The sequence below is a fragment of the Meridianimarinicoccus sp. MJW13 genome, from assembly GCF_014901205.1.
Classification (GTDB): Bacteria; Pseudomonadota; Alphaproteobacteria; order Rhodobacterales; family Rhodobacteraceae; genus Meridianimarinicoccus.
On record NZ_JACNMU010000004.1, the window covers coordinates 382,210 to 400,842 of the forward strand.

12 protein-coding genes are annotated in these 18,633 nt (G+C 64.9%); 2 read left to right on the forward strand and 10 right to left on the reverse strand.

From position 1 onward, the window contains the following. Positions 1-9 precede the first annotated feature (9 nt). Positions 10-6,444: a LamG-like jellyroll fold domain-containing protein gene (locus H8B03_RS09580; RefSeq protein ID WP_193141511.1), complete on the forward strand. Its 6,435-nt coding sequence runs from the start codon at positions 10-12 to the stop codon at positions 6,442-6,444. 9 nt (positions 6,445-6,453) lie between these two features. Here the strand turns inward: H8B03_RS09580 and panB are convergent, their stop codons facing one another. The 3 genes from panB to H8B03_RS09595 form a co-directional block, all read right to left on the reverse strand. Then, entirely contained in the window at positions 6,454-7,266 is an 813-nt protein-coding gene (gene panB, locus H8B03_RS09585; protein WP_193141512.1) for a 3-methyl-2-oxobutanoate hydroxymethyltransferase, read from the reverse strand. Positions 7,267-7,294: 28 nt separating this feature from the next. Further along, positions 7,295-8,143, reverse strand: coding sequence for a pantoate--beta-alanine ligase (gene panC / locus H8B03_RS09590; protein ID WP_193141513.1), 849 nt, complete (start codon positions 8,141-8,143; stop codon positions 7,295-7,297). A 125-nt stretch (positions 8,144-8,268) separates the two neighbouring features. Beyond that, positions 8,269-8,682 (reverse strand): hypothetical protein, encoded by a 414-nt coding sequence (locus tag H8B03_RS09595; RefSeq protein ID WP_193141514.1) that lies wholly within the window; start codon positions 8,680-8,682, stop codon positions 8,269-8,271. 230 nt (positions 8,683-8,912) lie between these two features. Between H8B03_RS09595 and H8B03_RS09600 the strand changes: the two genes are divergently transcribed. Then, positions 8,913-11,414: an FAD-dependent oxidoreductase gene (locus H8B03_RS09600; protein ID WP_193141515.1), complete on the forward strand. Its 2,502-nt coding sequence runs from the start codon at positions 8,913-8,915 to the stop codon at positions 11,412-11,414. Positions 11,415-11,432: 18 nt separating this feature from the next. Here H8B03_RS09600 and H8B03_RS09605 read toward each other — a convergent pair whose 3' ends face one another. The 7 genes from H8B03_RS09605 to xdhC form a co-directional block, all read right to left on the reverse strand. Next, entirely contained in the window at positions 11,433-11,771 is a 339-nt protein-coding gene (locus tag H8B03_RS09605) for a carboxymuconolactone decarboxylase family protein (protein WP_193141516.1), read from the reverse strand. A gap of 163 nt (positions 11,772-11,934) precedes the next feature. Continuing rightward, on the reverse strand, positions 11,935-13,008 hold the full coding sequence (locus tag H8B03_RS09610; protein ID WP_226925843.1) for a BMP family ABC transporter substrate-binding protein: 1,074 nt from the start codon (positions 13,006-13,008) through the stop codon (positions 11,935-11,937). Positions 13,009-13,013: 5 nt separating this feature from the next. Beyond that, complete coding sequence (locus H8B03_RS09615; RefSeq protein ID WP_193141518.1) at positions 13,014-13,841, reverse strand: ion transporter; 828 nt, start codon at positions 13,839-13,841, stop codon at positions 13,014-13,016. A 28-nt stretch (positions 13,842-13,869) separates the two neighbouring features. Further along, positions 13,870-14,796: an ABC transporter permease gene (locus H8B03_RS09620; protein ID WP_193141519.1), complete on the reverse strand. Its 927-nt coding sequence runs from the start codon at positions 14,794-14,796 to the stop codon at positions 13,870-13,872. After that, positions 14,796-15,881, reverse strand: a complete 1,086-nt coding sequence (locus H8B03_RS09625) for an ABC transporter permease (protein WP_193141520.1) — start codon at positions 15,879-15,881, stop codon at positions 14,796-14,798. Before H8B03_RS09625 ends, H8B03_RS09620 begins: the two co-directional genes overlap by 1 nt. Before the next feature lie 21 nt (positions 15,882-15,902). Then, complete coding sequence (locus H8B03_RS09630) at positions 15,903-17,444, reverse strand: ABC transporter ATP-binding protein (protein WP_193141521.1); 1,542 nt, start codon at positions 17,442-17,444, stop codon at positions 15,903-15,905. Then, a complete protein-coding gene (gene xdhC / locus H8B03_RS09635; RefSeq protein ID WP_193141522.1) occupies positions 17,434-18,384 on the reverse strand; it encodes a xanthine dehydrogenase accessory protein XdhC in 951 nt (316 codons plus the stop codon). Before xdhC ends, H8B03_RS09630 begins: the two co-directional genes overlap by 11 nt. Positions 18,385-18,633: the final 249 nt, after the last annotated feature.

The window sequence follows — 18,633 nt, forward strand, 5'->3', positions numbered from 1 at the left end:
GAGTCTGTCATGAGCACGCCGCCGCTGCTGAATCTATCCACCGCCGTCACCGCCATCGAAGACTATGACAGCGGCTTGCAGACCAGCCTGAAAAACGTCGGCGAGATGCGGACCGAAACCGCCAAGGTCATCGACGCGCTGGATGTGTTCGACCGGGCCATCGAGAAAGTCGTCGCCCTGCGGGACGAGCTGGACTCCTTCGGCGACGATATCGGCAAACTGCGGGTGATCGTGCGCCTGATGGGCAAGGCCGGGGCGCTGAAAGCCATCGCCAAGACCGCCGACGAAATGCTGGAGGTGATCGAGACCAAGACCAAGCAGTTCGAATCCCGCGTCGACAGCGTGGTCAAGAAGCTGGAAAAGAGCCCGATCAAGACCACGCTGGACAGTGTCAACAGCAAGGTGATGGATTTCGACGACCGGCTGGCGGCGGTCGAGGGCGAGTTGGGCGCGCAGAAATCCAGTTTCGGACAGGTGCGCGAGGTCGTCGGGCAGGCCGCGGCCTTCAACGCCACACCGATCCAGTGGACGGGCACGCTGGTGGAAACGCCCGCCGCCCTGCTGGGCGAGATCAACCAGCAATATGACAACGCCAAGGCGCTGCTGGACAGTTTTTCGGCCGATGTGCCCGAGGGCGACTTCCAGCCGATCATCGACCTGGATGCGGCGGTGCGCAAGGTGACCAGCCTGCTGGACAATTTCAGCAAGCCGCTGAACGAGGTCTACAAACTGCTGGAGCCGATCGAGCCGCTGCTGGCAGCGGTGGACTTTCTGGCGTCGCTGACCATCGATCCGGTGATCAACAAGATCCAGGAAGCCATCGGCATCGACGACATCATCGACAAGGCCAAGGCCCAGGTGGAACGCCTGCTGCCGTCACTGTCGATCCTTGACCATCTGGACGGGGCCTTCGATCTGGCGGTGACGACCCTGACCGACTTTGACCTGAACGCCAAGACCTACCCGGTAGAGCAATCGGGCGGCGGCACGCTGGATGTGCCCGATCCGCTGGGCATCGTCGCCTGGGTCGAGGGCGAGCTGAAGGACAAGCTGCAGGAGTTTCTGCTGAACGGCGCCAAGACCCTGATCGCCGATGCCGGGCTGAGTGCCGGCGGCTATGGCGTGGCACTGGAAATCCCGCCGCATCTGCCGGGGGCCGATACCTCGCAGCCGCCGCTGACCGGGTCGGACAATGACAACGATCTGACCGCGCTGATCCATGACATCGTGATGATCGGCGACCAGCATGACAACGTCATCACCGCGCTTGGCGGTGAAAACATGCTGATCGGCGGGGCCGGTGAGGACGAGTTGATCGGCGTCGATGGCGAGAACGATTACTTCGCCGGCGGGCAGGGGGATGACACCCTGCGCGGTGGTGCCGGGGCCATGGACACGGCTTTCTATTTCGGGAACATCACCCAGTACGTGGTGTCGCGCGAAAGCGAGAACGCGCCGGTGGTGGTGGAACATATCTCGCCCATTGCCGGGGTGTCGCTGGACGGGCGCGACACGCTTTACGACATCGAAAGCCTGGAATTCCGCAATCGCGTCGTCGATGTGGATTTGCTGCTGAAGAACCAGCAGCGGGTGGCGCCGGGGACCAGTTTCACCGCGCCGGCGCCGGTGCAGAACCCTGACGGCAGCTATGATCCGTCCTTCCTGTTTGCCGACACGCCGGGATCGACCACAGGGGTCACCATGACCGGCAGTCTGGGCGACGATGTGATCGCGGGGGGCGCGGGCGACGACACCCTGTCGGGCGGCGCGGGCAATGACAGTTTCACCGGCGGGGGCGGCGATGACGCCATTGATGGCGGCGCGGGCATCGACACTTTCAGCTATTACGACGATGGCGTCGGCGGCGGCCATGACATCGAGGTCGATCTGGCCGCGGGCAGCTTCCGCCTGACAGGACGGCAGATCGCCACCCTGACCAGCATCGAGAACGTGGTGGCCGAAGATGCCACCAATTCGTTGCTGTTCGGCGATGCCAATGGCAACGGTCTGACCGGCGGCTTCTCGGACGACCTGATCGACGGGCGTGGCGGCAACGATGCCATCAGCGGCGGCGACGGCCGTGATATCCTGATCGGCGGGCTGGGGATCGACCAGCTGTTCGGTGGTGACGGCAACGATTACCTGGTGGTGGGCGATGCCGACACCTCGGCCGCGCAACGCTATGATGGCGGCGAAGGCACCGACACGCTGGACTATTCGTTCAACAATCCCACGCAGTCGAACGGGCCGCTGAACCATTCCTGGCTGACCGGCAACACCGGCTTCAATCCCGACGACAAGGCCGAGGTGCAGCAAGGCTCGGGCCCGGTGCGCATCTTTGCAGGTCAGGGCAAGGTCGAACGGATGGCCGCCGATCTGACCACGGTTCTGGTCACCGAATACACCCAGAGCATCGAAAGCTACGTCGGGTCCGATTTCAACGACGTGATCCACGGCGGCACCGGCGCCACGGCGGCCCATTCGCTGGACGGGGCGGGCGGCGACGATGTGATCTACGCCGAAGGCGCGCGCGGGACCATCCGGACCGGCGACGGCGTCGACACCGTCTATGCGGGCACCGGCGGGGCGGGCTATATCGGCGACAGCGAGGACACGCTGTACCTGGAATCCGTCGACGATCTGCGCTGGCATGTCGAGGATATCGGTGCCTCCAGCCGCAAGATCCAGGCCTTCCTGGCCACCGATACCGTGGAAATCAAATCGGCCAGCGGGGCCTCGAATCCCGGTGCAGGCTCGGTCCAGGGCTTCGGCACCATTTTCGGCAGCGACTTTGACGACAGTTTCGACATTTCGCGGTCCGGCATCCGCGACGAGGCCGCGGTGGTGGTGCATGGCGGCGAGGGCGACGACGATTTCAGCTTTCACATGCGGGGTTCAACCCCCAACAACGGTCATTTCTACGAAGCCCATGGCGAGGCGGGCAACGATCACTTCGCGGTGGCCTATAACGCCGAACTGGACGGCGGCGACGGCGACGACAGTTTCGCGCTGCGCGGCAATGGCGGGGCCACCCGGTTCATCAATGCCTCTGGCGGAACCGGGACCGACATGTTCCAGGTGAACCGGGTGAATGGCATCATCGACGGCGGCGAAGGCACCGATATCGTGTCGGCCTTCGACAGCAATCCGCTGGAGGGGCTGACCGTCAATCTGCTGGCACAGCAGATCACCTATGCCGGGGATTCCTCGAAGGTCACCACCCTGCGCAATATCGAGGTGCTGATCGGTTCGGACCTGCATGGCGACACGCTGTCGGGCGGGCACCTGGGCGACAAGCTGATCGGAGCGGGCGGCAACGATGTGCTGGAAGGCATCATGGGCGCCCGCAACGCCCCGGATATTGCAAGCTATTACAAGACCACGTCGAGCGCGTCAAAACTGCCGCTGAACGGCAGTTGGACCATCGAGGCCTGGTTCCAGACCACGGACGTGGATTCCGACTATAACCGCCTGATCTCGCGCCCGATCGGCGGGTTGCAGACCTTTTCGCTGGCGGTGCGCAATGGCGATGGTCATACCCGCTTTGACCGTGACACCGGGGGTTTCTACGCCATCTCGGGCGGGGCGGTCGCCGATGGCCTGACGCACCATATGGCGGGGGTCTATGATGAGGTGGCCCAAACCTTCGAGCTGTTCGTGGACGGGGTGTCCGTCGACAAACTCGTCAATCTTCAGGGCGCTCCGCGCGACGATCCGGCCGAGATTTTCATCGGGCGGTTCTCGGACACCAGCAAACAGTCCTTCGATGGCGTGATCGAGGAGATCCGGGTCTGGGACGTGGCCCGCGCGGCCACCCAGATCTCGGCGGATCCCACGGCCATCACTGCCGCCAATGAGCCCGACCTGAAGCTGCACATGGTGGGCGGCACGGCGGATACGCAGTTGACCGTGTCGAAAGGGGCGGCCTTCGGGCCGGTCTACCTTGACCAATCGTCGGGCGACGATCTGCTGTATGGCGGCGCTGGCAACGACATTCTGGCAGGCGGCGACGGCGATGACCTGCTGCACGGCGGCACCGGCGCCGACATGCTGTACGGCGGGACGGGGCGGGACACGGCCTCGTATGCGTCGGCGGCGCCCGGTGCCGATGGCGGGGCCCTTGAGGTGTCGGAATTCAACAACGTGACCGTGGATCTGCAGGCGGGCACGGCCGTTGTGCACAACAGCGTCGCTGCGGTGGACATCCATATTCCCAACACCTTGTTCTGGAACCAGATCGACCAAATTCTGCTGCAGCATGGCACGCTGGTCGCAACCCGGACCGTGCGTATCGTGCCCTCAGAATCCGGCGCGGCAGGTCAGAATCTGGTCGCCACCATGCGGACCTCTCCCTTTGCAACAGTCACCGATACCACGGCCAACCGGGATGTCACGGAAACCCTGGACGGGATCGAAAACGTCGTTGGCGGCGTGGGCGCTGACACGATCCTGGGCGACGGCGGCAGCAACACCCTGCGCGGCGGCGCCGGGGCGGACCTGTTGGACGGGCGCGGCGGCGACGATTATTTCGGGCTGGAGGGCAACGACACCGCCCGGGGCGGGGCCGGCAACGACACCTTCTTCATCGGCGCGGGCGCGCTGACCATCGACGGCGGCAGCGGCACCGACACGCTGGACTTCGGAGAGTTAGGCACCCGGCTGCTGGATATCACCAACTCCGACGGCTCGGTCAGCGAGGTCGAGCAGACCGTCGAACTGGGGCTGGTGCGCTATGACATGGCGGGCGGCTTCTACATCGCCGATTTCGAGATCGACGTGCCGGTCTGGTCCGATACCGGCACCCGCGAGTCGCGCGGCGGGCTGTCGCCCCGCGCGGTGCTGGAAACCGACGCGGCCTATGCCAACAGCGCCGACGACCTGACCCGCGTGGTGCCCACCGGCACCCAGTACGTGGTGTCCTTTGAAAAGCAGATCCAGAGCTTCCGGGGCGATTTCACCAACATCGAGGTGATCCGAAGCAGCAGCCACGTGGAGGTGCTGCAAGAGACCTCGACCGCCGGCGACGACTACATCCGCGGCGGGCTGAACCACGACACGCTCAACGGGCTGGCGGGCAATGACATTCTGATCGGGGATCTGGGCACCGACCATCTGGACGGCGGTGTTGGCGACGACGACATGCGCGGCGGCGGCGGCGACGATTTTCTGTACGTGGACAGCACGGGCGACAAGGTCGATGGCGGCGACGGCTATGATCGGGTTGCGATCGTCGCCGGCACCGGCTTTGACGTGGACCTGGCAACTTGGGCAGCGATCGAAGAAGTCGAAGGCGCGGGCGGCGATGACACGCTGGACGGCTCAAAGGCGTTTTCGCGGCTGACGTTGTTCGGCCGCGCCGGTCAGGACGAATTGCGCGGCGGTTTCGGCAATGATCAGCTGTTCGGCGGCAGCCAGGATGACATGCTGTTCGGCGGCGATTCCACCGACTCACTGTTCGGAGATTCCGGGGCCGACTGGATGGACGGCGGCGAGCAGTCGGATTTCTACGCGTTCGACGGGTTCGACACCATTCAGGACAGCGGCACCCGGGGCTACGACAAGGCCCAGACCAACGATGCTGCGGGCGTCACCGTCTCGCTGGCCGGGTGGAGCGGCGTGGAGCGGATCAACGGGTTCACCGGGAACGACCGCATCAACGGGTCGGGGCAGACCGACGCGCTGTTGCTGTTCGGCGATGCCGGCGATGACATCCTGAGCGGCGGCAGCGGCAACGACGTGTTGATCGGCGGCGATGGCAACGACACGCTGAACGGCGGCGGCGGCAACGACTTTTTGCTAGGTGGTAGCGGTGATGATGTGTTCGACGGCGGCGCGGGCAATGATGTGCTCTATATCGGCCAGCCGGGGGATTATGTCTTCGACGGCGGCGCCGGGTTTGACAAGGCCGTGGTCACCGACACCAATGGCATCATCCTGTCCATCGGCGGCTGGACCGGGGTGGAGCGGGTGAACGGGCTGACCGGCGACGACAATATCGAGGCCAACGGGCTGGCCACCGCCATCACCTTGGTCGGCTCGGCGGGGCATGACACGCTGGCGGGCGGTTCGGCCGGCGACGTGCTGTATGGCGGGGCCGATGATGATCGCCTGTTCGGTGGCGACGGCGCAGACGCGCTGATCGGATCGACGGGAGACGACTATTTCGACGGCGGCGACGGCGGCGATTTCTACCTTGGCGGTGCCGGGCTCGACTCGTTCGTCTGGAAAGCGGGCTTCGGACGCGACGTGGTCAAGGACTACATCGACGGCGAGGATCGGCTGGATTTCCGCTTCCACACCGGGGTGACGGCGCTGTCCGACCTGACGATCACGCAATCGGGCGCGCATACGGTGATCCGTCTGGCTGCGGGTGGGCCGGACAAGATCACGCTGGCGGATGTGCTGGCCACCGATCTGACCAGCAGCGATTTCGACTTCGTCTGAGGGACGCGCCTAGCGGTAGATCTCGTCTTCCGAGGGGAAGCTGCGGTCCTTGACCTCGGTGGCATAGTCGCTGACCGCCTTCTCGATCATAGGGCCCAGAGAGCCGTAGACCTTGACGAATTTCGGGGTCCAGGGGTTCATGCCCAGCATGTCCTCCAGCACCAGGATCTGGCCGTCGCATTCGGCACTTGCGCCGATGCCGATGGTGGGAATGTCGATCTGCTTCGTGATCTTGGCCGCAAGCGGCTCGACCATGCCTTCCAGAACCACGGCAAAAGCGCCGGCCTCGGCCACGGCCTTGGCGTCGGCCTCGTGCAGGGGCCAGCTGTCCTCATCGCGACCTTGCGTCTTGAAGCCGCCCATGACGTGGCTGCTTTGCGGGGTCAGGCCGATATGGGCCATCACCGGGATGCCACGTTCGGTCAGGAAGCGGATGGTTTCGGCCATGCGTGCGCCGCCTTCCAGCTTGACCGCGCCACAATGGGTTTCCTTCATGATCTTGGCGGCATTGCGGAAGGCCATGTTGGGGCTTTCCTCGTAGGTGCCGAAGGGCATGTCGACCACGATCAGCGCCTTCTTGGTGCCGCGCACCACCGCCTGCCCGTGCATGATCATCAGGTCCAGCGGCACGCCAACGGTGCTGTCCATGCCGTGCATGACCATGCCCAGGCTGTCACCCACAAGGATGAAGTCGGCGTATTTGTCGACGATCGCCGCCGTATGCGCGTGATACGAGGTCAGCGACACGATCGGGGTGCCGCCTTTGCGCCGGGCAATTTGCGGCACGGTGATACGGCGGATGGTTTCGGTCTGGGTGCTCATGAAAGGGCCTCGTGCAGAACGGCGGGGGTCAGGGGGTGACGACGCGCTGGTCGATCAGAAGAACATCGCCGAAGCGCACCGCCAGCAGGATGACGGCGGGGCGGGCGATGCGGCCGGAAAGCTCGGCAAGGGTTTCGGCGTCGCGGATATCTACCGACTCGATCTCGGCGCCGGCGGCATCGCTGACGCGGGAGGTGATGGCGGCGGCCAGTTCCTCGGCGCTTTGCGGCAGTTGCGGCAGGGCGCGTTCGGCCCAGTCCAGCGCCGCGTTCAGCGCCGGTGCGGCGGCCCGATGCGCCGGGGTCAGCCGCACATTGCGCGAGGACATGGCCAGACCGTCGCGTTCGCGCACGGTGGGCACGCCGATGATCTTGATGGGCATGTCGAGATCGCGGACCATGGTGCGGATGACTTGCAGTTGCTGATAGTCCTTGCGGCCAAAGAAGGCGCGGTCGGGCTGAACGATGTTGAACAGCTTGGTCACCACGGTGGCGACGCCGCGAAAGTGGCCAGGTCGCAGTGCGCCGATCAGGACGTTGGCCAGCCCGGTGGTTTCCACGACGGTCTGGGCCTCGGGATGATACATTTCGCCGGCTTCGGGCAGGAACAGCAGGTCCACGCCCTCGGCTTCCAGCAGCGCGATATCCCGGTCCAGATCCACCGGATAGGCATCCAGATCGCTGGCCTCGTCGAACTGGGTCGGATTGACGAAGATCGAGGCCGCAACCCGGTCACAAGAAGCCTTGGCCGCGCGCACCAGCTTGAGGTGGCCATCGTGCAGGTAACCCATGGTGGGCACCAGACCCAGCACGGCCCCGTCGGCCTTCAGCCGGGCGACGGCCGCACGGGTTTCGGATTTGGTCGGGCAGATTTCCATGGCACCGCCGGTCGAAGAGCTTTGATCTTCTGAGTAAAGCGGCGGCGCGGGCGGCACAAGTGCCGTGGCTGGCGCCAAAGGTCACGCCAGACCGGAGAGAGGGGCCCCGGTCTGGCGCGGCATCGTCAAGCGCAGGTCACGCTCTCACGATGAGGATCGGACACGGGGTCCGGGGTCAAATCGCTGATCCAGGCGCGCATGCTGGCCTGCTGGGCAATCTCATAGGCGCGGTCCAGATCCCAGGCCGCCATGGCGTCCTGCAGGCTGGGCGCGTCGCAATTGGCCGGATCGGTTTCCGCAGGCTCGATCCCGACGTCGGGCAGCCGCACGGCCAGCAGCGTCAGCAGGCCAAGGGTCAGGGCCGCACCGCCGAACCAGCCCAGGGCAAAGACGGAAAACAGCGCCCAGTCGGACAGCCAGGCCAGGGTGCCCAGGCCGCAGCAGCAGCAGGCGTTGAACGCGATGATCGACACGGGATTGACGACACGCGCCGCGCGCGGCTGCGGGGTCGGGTCCAGGGCATCTGTCTGTCGGTACATTCCGGCGACTCCTCACAAAACTTTTGACGATGACACAAACACAACCGTTTACTCTTGCCCTCAGGATCATCCTCCAAGCTTAAGGATCCGTTACCCATGATTCGACGCGGGGAGGAAATGCGCGCAGGGCCGTTGCATGTCGTTTTTTCCGGCCGATGGGTCGGGCCGATTTGGACAGGAGGGCACCGCCGCGCCATGGTGCTGACAAGCGTGGAACAGGAGGCCCGGCCATGAAAACAGAAGTCAAAGCACTGGTTGTTGGTGGTGGGGCTGTCGGCGCGTCCATAGCCTATCATCTGGCCCGCGCGGGCTGGGACGACGTGATGCTGCTGGAACGGGACGAGCTGACCAGCGGATCGACGTGGCACGCGGCGGGGCTGCTGCCGCTGTTCAACATGTCCTATGCCACGACGCATATCCACAAGTACTCGGTCGATTTCTACAAGATGCTGGAGGCCGAGACCGGGTTGAATGCCGGGTTCTCGGTGGTGGGCAACCTGCGCATGGCGCAGACGCAGGCGCGCATGGATGAATACATGCTCTATGCCTCGACGGCCGAAACCGCGGGCGTGCCCTATGAATGGCTGACCCCGGCCCAGATCAAGGAGCGGTGGCCGCTGGTGCGCACCGAAGATCTGAAGGGCGCGATCTATCACCCGACCGATGGCTACATCAATCCGGCGGATGTGACGATGGCCATGGCCAAGGGCGCCCGTCAGCGCGGCGTTGTCATTGAACGCAAGTGGCAGGTCGATGGCTATCGCTGGAACGGGCAGGCCTGGGAAGTCACCTGCACCCGCACCGCCGACAAGGGCGGCAATCTGATCGCGACCGAGGAACAGGTGGTCATCACCGCCGAGCATGTGGTCACCGCCACCGGCAACCACGCGCAGCGCACCGCGCGACTTCTGGGGTTGAAGATCCCGGCGATCCCGGTGGAACACCAGTTCATCGTGACCGAGCCCGACCCGGCCTTGGTGGAATATCGCAAGACACATGGCGAACACCCGGTCCTGCGCGATGCCGACGCCAAGTGGTACGTGCGCGAAGAACGCGGCGGCTGGATCCTTGGCCCCTATGAGCGCAACGCACCTGCGCGGTTCGAATACGGCGTGCCCGACAGTTTCCGCGCCGACCTTTTCCCGCTGGATCTGGAGCGGATCGAGGAGGAATACATGTCGATGATCCACCGGATTCCGTCGTCGGAAACCGTGGGTCTGAAGGATGATTTCAACGGCCCGATCTGCTACACGCCGGACGGCAATCCGCTGGTCGGTCCGGCGCCGGGGCTGCGCAACATGTGGCTGGCCGAAGGCTTCAGCTTCGGCATCACCGCGGCGGGCGGCACCGGGTATTACCTGGCGCAGATGATGGTGGACGGCGAGGCCGAGATCGACATGGCCTCGCTTGATCCCAAGCGCTACGGGCGGTGGATGACCACCGAATACGCGGCGCGCAAGAACGAGGAATGCTACGACCACGTTTATATCCTGCACCACCCCGACGAGGAACGCCCGGCCTGTCGGCCCCTGCGCACCGCGCCGGCCTATGACCGTCAGGCGGCGCGCGGCGCACAATTCGGGCAGGTCAACGGCTGGGAGCGGCCCAATTATTTCGGCCCGCTGGGGGCGCATGACAATTTCGACCACGACTCTCGCAGTTTCCGGCGCGGCGACTGGTGGCAATATGCCGAGGCCGAGGCGCGTGCGATCCGCGAGGGTGTCGGACTGATCGACGCCACCGCCTTTGCCAAGCACCGGGTATCGGGCGCGGGCGCCACCGAGTTTCTGGATTGGTTCACCTGCAACAAGCTGCCCAGGATCGGCCGGATCAACCTGACCTACGCGCTGACAAGTGCAGGCACGACGCGCACCGAATACACCATCGTCCGCCAGCACGAGAACGTATACTATCTTGTCTCGGCCGGGGCCTGGGTGACCTATGACGCGGACTACCTGCAAAAGGCGGCCGAGGATTTCATGGACCGCACCGGCAAGTTGGTACTGGTGCAGGATGTCACCACCCAATGGGGCGTGTTCGCCATCGCCGGCCCGAAGTCGCGCGATGTGCTGAAGGCGGTGCTCAAGGATGCCGATCCGGACACCGCCCTGTCCAACAAGCGGTTCCCCTGGCTGTCGGCCCGCGAGATCGAACTGGGCATGTGCCCCACGATGGCGATCCGTGTCGCCTATACCGGCGAGTTGGGATGGGAGTTGCACCACCCGATCGAGATGCAGAATTACCTGTTCGACCTGCTGGAAAACGCCGGTGCGGCGCACGGCATGAAGCTGGTGGGCGCACGGGCGCAGAACTGGCTGCGGCAGGAGAAATCCTATCGCGCCTTCGGCACCGAACTGGGCCGCGACGCCACCCCCGCCGAGGCCGGTCTGGACCGCTTCATCGACTTGGACAAGGACTTCTTCGGCAAGCAGGCAATGCTGGATCTGGGCATCCGGTCGAAATGCGTGACCCTGCTGATCGACGGGCCCGAGGATGCCGACCCCTGGGGTCGCGAGGCGCTGTATGACGGCAACACGCGTGTCGGACGCCTGACATCGGGCGGCTATTCCGTGGCCTTCGGCAAATCCATTGGCATGGGCTATGTGGCGCCGGACCTGGCGGCTCCCGGCACCCGCCTGAAGGTCAAGATGTTTGACCAACTGTGGGATGCCGAGGTGACCGAGGACAGCCCCTATGATCCGACCAATGCCACCATTCGCTTGAACGGATAGACAGCCGGGGCGTCGGGGCTAGCCGGCGCTCAAATCGTCATAGGCGCGCAGGGCCTTGGCCGAATACATCAGCGACGGCCCGCCGCCCATCTGCACGGCCATGGCCAGCACGTCCGCGATTTCCTCGCGGGTGGCGCCAAGCTTGACCAGCGCGTCCATGTGGAAACCGATGCACGGCTCGCAGCGATCCGCAACGGCGATGCCGAGGGCGACGAACTCCAGCGTCTTGGTGTCCACGGCAGAGCCGGTCTTGGCCGCCTTGCTGAGGGCGCCAAAGCCCTTGGCCGCTTCGGGAATGGCAGTGTTCAGCGCGCGCAACTGTTCGCGCATGTCCTTGTTCTTGTCTTGCCACGACATGAGGTCGCCCTTTCACTCTGGAATATGTGCATGGGTTGCGACCATTCTCGTCGTACGGCAACGCGACAGGAGCGCACAGGGGGGGCGGGATCCCGCCGCACCAGCAGCCTGAGCCGCCGGCAGGGACAGCCGCCCGCACCCGAAGGGGCGGGCGGTCGTGGGATCAGTTGGGCACGTCGCCTTCGATGCCTTCGACGTAGAAGGTCATGCCGGCCAGTGTGCCGTCGTCGGCCACTTCGCCTTCGGCCAGCCAGGGTGTGCCGTCTTGCTTGTTCAGCGGGCCGGTGAACGGGTGGTAGGCACCCGAGGCGATGTCATCGCGCATCTTGGCTGCTTCGGCACGCACGTCTTCGGGGATCACTTCGCTGAATTCGCCGATGCCGACCATGCCCTCGGTGATGCCGTACCAGGTGTTCACCGACTCCCATGTGCCATCCATGACGGCCTGCACACGCTCGATGTAATAGGGCGCCCATTCGTCGATGATCGAGGACAGGCGCGGTTCGGGCGCGAATTCGATCATGTCAGCCGCCTGGCCAAAGCCGTAGCCGCCCTGTTTTTCCAGTGTCGCCAGCGGCGCGGTGGAATCGGTGTGGGCCAGGATCACGTCAACACCCTGGTCCAGCATGGCCTGGGTGGCGTCGGCTTCCTTGCCCGGATCGAACCAGGTGTAAAGCCAGATCACGTTGAGTGTGACATCCGGATTGGCCTTCTTGGCGTGGATATGGGTCGAGTTGATACCGCGGATGACCTCGGGGATCGGGAACGAGGCGATATAGCCGATCTTGTTGGTCTTGGTCATCGCCCCGGCGATATAGCCGGTGACAGCGCGGCCTTCATAGAACCGCGCGGAATAGACCGAGACGTTGGGCGCGGTCTTGAAGCCGGTGGCGTGTTCGAACTTCACGTTCGGAAACTTCTTGGCGACGTTGATGGTCGGATCCATGTAGCCGAAGGAGGTGGTGAAGATCAGGTCGACACCGGACAGCGCCATCTGGGTCATCACGCGTTCCGCATCGGCACCCTCGGGAACCGATTCCTGTTCGACCACCTCGACGGCATCGCCGAAGTGTTCCTTCATCTTCATCGCCGCCTCGTGGTGGTGCTGGGACCAGCCGCCGTCGTTGGCGGGGCCGACGTAGATGAAGCCCACCTTCACCGGATCCTCGGCGATGGCCGGTGCCGCGACACCGACCGCCACGACCGCCGCGGCGAGCACGGCTTTCAATGTTTGCATCATGTTCAAGTTCTCCTTGTTGGTTTTCTTTTCAACGGCGCAAGATCCTTGCGGATCTCGCGTTCGATTTCCTCGTGCAGTTCGGTCTCCACCTCGCGTTCGACCTCGGCTTCTACCTTTTTCTCGATGGTGCCTTCCAGTTCGGTGTTGATCAGCGCGGTGGTGATGATCGCGGTGGGCACGGCGATGACACCCAGCCCAATGAACAGGATTGCGGTGGTAAACAGCCGCCCTTCGGTGGTGATCGGGTAGATGTCGCCATAGCCCACGGTGGTGAAGCTGACCACTGCCCACCACAGGCTGATCGGGATCGACGAAAATGCCTCGGGCTGGGCGTCATGTTCGAAGATATAGATGCCGACCGCCGCGATATAGAGGATGATGGCCGCCAGGAAGGCAAAGACCATCAATTCGCCGCGGCTGTGGGCCAGCGCCAGCTCCAGCCGCCGCAGCGCGCGGTTGGCGTGCAGCAGCTTCAGCAGGCGCACCAGCCGCAGCAACCGAAGCGATCGGATGGCGGCCCATTGCTGCTGCACGATCAGCAGCGCCGGCAGGCAGGCCAGAAAATCCACGATGCCCCAGAAACTGAAGATGTATTTCAGCCGGTTGGGGGCGCAGTAGACGCGGGCGATGTATTCCACCAGAAACACGAAGAGCACAAAGATCTCGAACCAGAACAACAGCGCATGGGCCCAGGACGGCAGGCTGGGCACGGTTTCCAGCGAAATGCTCAGCCCCGACGCCACGATCAGTCCCTGGTGGACCAGCGCAATCGCGCGCGAGTGGTCCGGGTGCACCCCGTCCAGGATCTCGATGTATTCTTCGCGGCGCATGTGCGGTCAGGTGGCCTTTTCGTCCGGGTCAGGTGGATGCGTGGAAGACGCGGCCAAGGGCGGCCGGTGCGTTCAGCGCGGCGCGGCGGCGGTCTGCCGACATGATGACCAGCACAAGGATGGTAATCAGGTAGGGCGACATGGACAACAGCTCGACCGGCACCTTCAGGCCCGCCGCCTGCAGGTTCAGCTGCAACACGGTGACGCCGCCGAACAGATAGGCCCCCAGCAGCACGCGCCAGGGTTTCCAGGCGCCGAACACCACCAGTGCCAGCGCGATCCAGCCCGCGCCCGCGGTCATGCCCTCGGTCCATTGCGGCACGCGCACGAGGCTGAGGTAAGCACCGCCCAGACCGGCGCAGGCACCGCCGAACAGGATTGCCAGAAAGCGGATGCGCACCACCTTGTAGCCAAGGGCATGGGCGGCCTCGTGGCTTTCGCCGACCGCGCGCAGGATCAGACCGGCGCGGCTGAACTTCAGGAAGGCCCAGACCGCGGCCACCAGCGCCAACGCCACGTAGACGGTGACGTCATGGCTGAACAGCACCGGACCGACGAAGGGAATGTCCGACAGGATGCCCAGGTTGACCGAACCGATGGCGGGCGGCTTGATGCCCACGTAGCCTTGTCCGATCAGGGCCGAGAACCCCAGCCCGAACAGCGTCAGCGCCAGCCCGGTCGCCACCTGGTTGGACAGCAGGTATTGCGTCAGCACGGCGAAGATCACCGACAGGGTCGCGCCCCCAAGGGCCGCGCCGACAAACCCCAGGAAGGGGCTGCCGGTTTCCACGGCGACAGCAAAGCCGCAGATGGCACCGGTGATCATCATCCCCTCGACGCCAAGGTTCAGGACGCCGGATTTCTCGACCACCAGCTCACCGATGGCGGCCAGCAGGATCGGGGTCGAGGCCACCATGAGCGAGGCCAGCAGAAGCTCGATTGATATAGCACCCATCACGCCACCTCGGATTTGATCAGGCGAATGCGGAAGTTGGTCAGAACGTCCACCGCCAGCAGGAAGAACAGCAACATGCCCTGGAAGGCCTGGATCGCTGCTGCCGGAAGTCCCAGCATGAATTGCGCCAGCTCGCCGCCGATATAGGTCAGCGCCATCAGCAGCCCGGCCAGCAGGATGCCCACCGGATGCAGGCGGCCCAGGAAGGCCACGATGATGGCGGTGAAGCCGTAGTTCGAGCCGAAGTCGATGCTCAGTTGCCCCGCCGGGCCAGACACCTCGAACATGCCCGCCAATCCGGCCAACGCGCCGGAAAGGCCAAGGCATGTGACGATCAGCCGGGTCGGGTTCACGCCGCTGAACCGCGCCGCGCGCGGCGCAGCCCCGGTCAGGCGGATCTGGTAGCCCAACATGTGCCGGGCCAGCAGGACATAGGCGCCGATCACCGCGATGAAGGCCGCGACCACACCCCAGTGCATGCCGGTGCCGGGGAACAACTCGACGTTGGCTGCCGCGTCCCAGTGCTGGAAATTGCGCGAGCCGGGAAAGCCGCCGCCGTCGGGGCTGCGCAGAAGGCCCAGCGAGACCGAGGCCAGAAGCTGTTCGGCCACATAGACCAGCAGCAGCGACACGAGGATCTCGTTGGTGTTGAATTTCGTCTTCAGGATCGCCGGGATCATTGCCCAGGCCCAGCCGCCCAGGGCGCCAGCCAGCACCATCAGCGGAAAGATCAGCGGCGATTCAGACGGGTAGAGCGCCAGTCCGACGCCGCCGCCGCAGATCGCGCCCATGATGTATTGACCTTCGGCGCCGATGTTCCAGATGCCGGCCTTGAAGCCAAGGCTCAACCCGATGGCGATCAGGATCAGCGGCCCGGCCTTTACCAGAAGCTGCGGCCGCGAGTAGCTGGCGAATTGTTCGTTGAAGAGCGGATCGTAGAAGATCGTGCGGATGGCCTCGACCGGATCCTTGCCAAGGGCGGCAAACATCAGCCCCCCGGCAATCACGGTGGCCAGAACCGCGACCAGCGGCGTCAGCGCGGTCCACAGACGGGACGGGGTGGGGCGCTTTTCAAGGCGGATCATCGGGCGGCTCCTTGTGGGGCGCTAGGCTTCGGCATGATGTGCGGTGTCCATGTCATGAGCGCCGCCCATCATCAGGCCGATTTCTTCCAGGCTCAGCCCGGCGGCAGGGCGCGGTTCGGTCAGGCGGCCTTCGTTCAGGGCCGCGAAATTGTCTGCAATCTCAAGTATTTCCTCAAGATCCTGGCTGATGACGATCAGCGCGGTGCCCTGTTCGGCCAAATCCAGCAGGGCCTGCCGGATCGCGGCGGCGGCGGCGGCATCCACGCCCCAGGTCGGCTGGTTCACCACCAGCGCGCGGGGATTTTGCAGCACCTCCCGGCCGATCACGAATTTCTGCAGGTTGCCGCCAGACAGGGCACGGGCGGCCACATGGCTGCCCGGCGTGCGCACGTCGAAATCGGCGATGATCTTTTTCGCGAACTCCCGGGTCTTCGGCCAGTCCAGCATACCGTTGCGCACCAGAGACATGCGCGGGTCGCCGGTCAGCATCGCGTTTTCCACAAGGCTCATGTCGGGTGCTGCGGCATGGCCCAGACGTTCTTCGGGCGCGGTCAGCAGCCCCATCGCGCGGCGCTGGCGTGGGCCGAGGGCGGCGATGTCCTGACCTTCAAAGAACAACGTGCCCGCCGGGGCGCGGCTTTCGCCCGACAGAACGTCCAGCAATTCGTCCTGTCCGTTGCCCGCAACCCCGCCGATGCCCAGGATTTCGCCGGACCGAACCTGCATCTGGATGCTCTTCAACGCGGTGCCGAACTGGCGCTCCGAGGGCAGACTCAGCCCACGCGCCTCCAGCAGCACCTCGCCGCGCGTGCCTGCGGCGCGGGCCGGGGTTTGCAGGGTGGCACCGACCATCAGTTCGGCCATGGCGCGGGCCGAGGTTTCGCGCGGGATGCAATCGCCCACCACCTTGCCGTGGCGCAGCACAGTGGCCGCGTCGCAGAGGCTGCGGATTTCATCCAGCTTGTGCGAAATATAGAGGATCGCGGTGCCTTCCGCCGACAGGGTGCGCAGGGTGGTGAACAGCATGTCCACCTCTTGCGGGGTCAGCACCGAGGTCGGCTCGTCCATGATCAGCAGCTTGGGATTCTGCAACAGGCAGCGGATGATCTCGACCCGCTGGCGTTCGCCCACCGACAGGTCACCGACGCGTCGGGACGGGTCCAGCGGCAGGCCATATTCTTCCGAGACCGAGCGGATGCGTTCAGACAGATCGCGCCGGGGCGGCGGGTCTTCCATGCCCAGGGCGATGTTTTCGGCCACGTCCAGCGCCTCGAACAGCGAGAAATGCTGGAACACCATGGCCACGCCGCGCCGACGCGCTTCCGAGGGTTTGGCAGGCATGTAGGCTTCGCCGTGCAACTCCATCCGGCCGGCGTCGGGTTTGACCAACCCGTAGATGGTCTTGACGAGGGTCGATTTCCCGGCGCCGTTTTCGCCCAGCAGCGCGTGGATTTCCCCCGGCGCGATCGAGAAACCGACCTGGTCGTTGGCGACAACGCCGGGATAGGCCTTGGTCAGACCCTCCAGCAACAGCAGGGGTGTTTGGGCAGGCTCAAAACTCATGGGCAATCCGGGATTGATGGGCGCAGGGCTCGTCGGCCAGAAGGGCGGCGGCGACACCGATGGCAATGGCTGCAGGATGCTTGCCGAGGCGTGGATCGCCGATCGGACAGGTGATGCGGGAGACGTCGTCGGGGGCATGGCCCAGGGCCGCAAGCCGGCGCCGGAATCGGGCCCATTTTGTGGCCGATCCGATCAGCCCGGCGCTGTGAAACCCGTGGGTCAGCAGCGCATGGCAAAGATCAAGATCCAGCGCGTGCGAATAGGTCAGGATCAGGTGCCGGGCATCGCGGGGGGCGCGGTGCACCAGCAGCGGCGGTTGTGCGGCAGGCAGCACCGCAACCGTTTCGGGCGGCGTTTCCGGGAAGCGGTCGGGGGCCGTGTCGATCCACGTCAGCGCAAGGTTCGGCAGGGGTGCCAGCACATCGACCAGTGCGCGGCCCACATGGCCCGCGCCCCAGATCCAGACCGGGCGGGTGGGTCGCGTTACCGGCTCCAGCAGCCAGCCGTCCTGAAGAACGGTGGTCACGGGCTTGCCTTCGGATCGGGCCGCGCGGCACGCACGGCGCAGGGAAAGCGGCGCCAGATCCGCGCCATCGATACGGCGCAGGAAAGGCGCGTCCTCGGCAACCTCGGCCAGACGCGTGGTGTCGAAACATTCGATCACAAGGGTGACCGCACCGCCGCAGCACTGGCCGCGCGCCGGGCCCAGCGGGATCCGCTGCACCCTGTGGGTACCTGCGGACAGGCATTTGCGGGCCTCGGCCACCGCGTCGAATTCCAGCGCGCCGCCACCGATGGTGCCCGATTGCCCCTCGGGCCAGACCAGCATCGCGGCGCCGGTTTCGCGCGGCACGGATCCTGCGGTTTCGGCCACCACCACCCGCGCCACGCGCGGATGCCGCGCAAGGGCCTGTACCAGCATGTCGCGATCCAGGCTCATGTGCCCTGCACCACAAGAACCGGGCATAGGTCTGGCACGCACGGAAGTGCGCTGTTGCAGGATGACATGTGAACGCTCAGCCGGGCGCGCGTCACGGGTTTCCCATCAATGCGCACGGCCGGGCCGCCTGGAAGTAACGCCACCATAGATCCGAAAAACCGCCGCTGTACCGGAATGGATCCGTGCCAAGATCGATCGATGCGGCGTAGACCAGCCTTGGCGTCCAGCAGGAAAGCCGGGAAACTCGGC

Bases quoted from the DNA above. Each gene is read 5' to 3' on its own strand.
- H8B03_RS09580 (WP_193141511.1), top strand. From the start codon at position 10: ATGAGCACGCCGCCGCTGCTGAATCTATCCACCGCCGTCACCGCCATC.
- panB (WP_193141512.1), bottom strand. From the start codon at position 7,266: ATGAGCACCCAGACCGAAACCATCCGCCGTATCACCGTGCCGCAAATT.
- panC (WP_193141513.1), bottom strand. From the start codon at position 8,143: ATGGAAATCTGCCCGACCAAATCCGAAACCCGTGCGGCCGTCGCCCGG.
- H8B03_RS09595 (WP_193141514.1), bottom strand. From the start codon at position 8,682: ATGTACCGACAGACAGATGCCCTGGACCCGACCCCGCAGCCGCGCGCG.
- H8B03_RS09600 (WP_193141515.1), top strand. From the start codon at position 8,913: ATGAAAACAGAAGTCAAAGCACTGGTTGTTGGTGGTGGGGCTGTCGGC.
- H8B03_RS09605 (WP_193141516.1), bottom strand. From the start codon at position 11,771: ATGTCGTGGCAAGACAAGAACAAGGACATGCGCGAACAGTTGCGCGCG.
- H8B03_RS09610 (WP_226925843.1), bottom strand. From the start codon at position 13,008: ATGCAAACATTGAAAGCCGTGCTCGCCGCGGCGGTCGTGGCGGTCGGT.
- H8B03_RS09615 (WP_193141518.1), bottom strand. From the start codon at position 13,841: ATGCGCCGCGAAGAATACATCGAGATCCTGGACGGGGTGCACCCGGAC.
- H8B03_RS09620 (WP_193141519.1), bottom strand. From the start codon at position 14,796: ATGGGTGCTATATCAATCGAGCTTCTGCTGGCCTCGCTCATGGTGGCC.
- H8B03_RS09625 (WP_193141520.1), bottom strand. From the start codon at position 15,881: ATGATCCGCCTTGAAAAGCGCCCCACCCCGTCCCGTCTGTGGACCGCG.
- H8B03_RS09630 (WP_193141521.1), bottom strand. From the start codon at position 17,444: ATGAGTTTTGAGCCTGCCCAAACACCCCTGCTGTTGCTGGAGGGTCTG.
- xdhC (WP_193141522.1), bottom strand. From the start codon at position 18,384: ATGAGCCTGGATCGCGACATGCTGGTACAGGCCCTTGCGCGGCATCCG.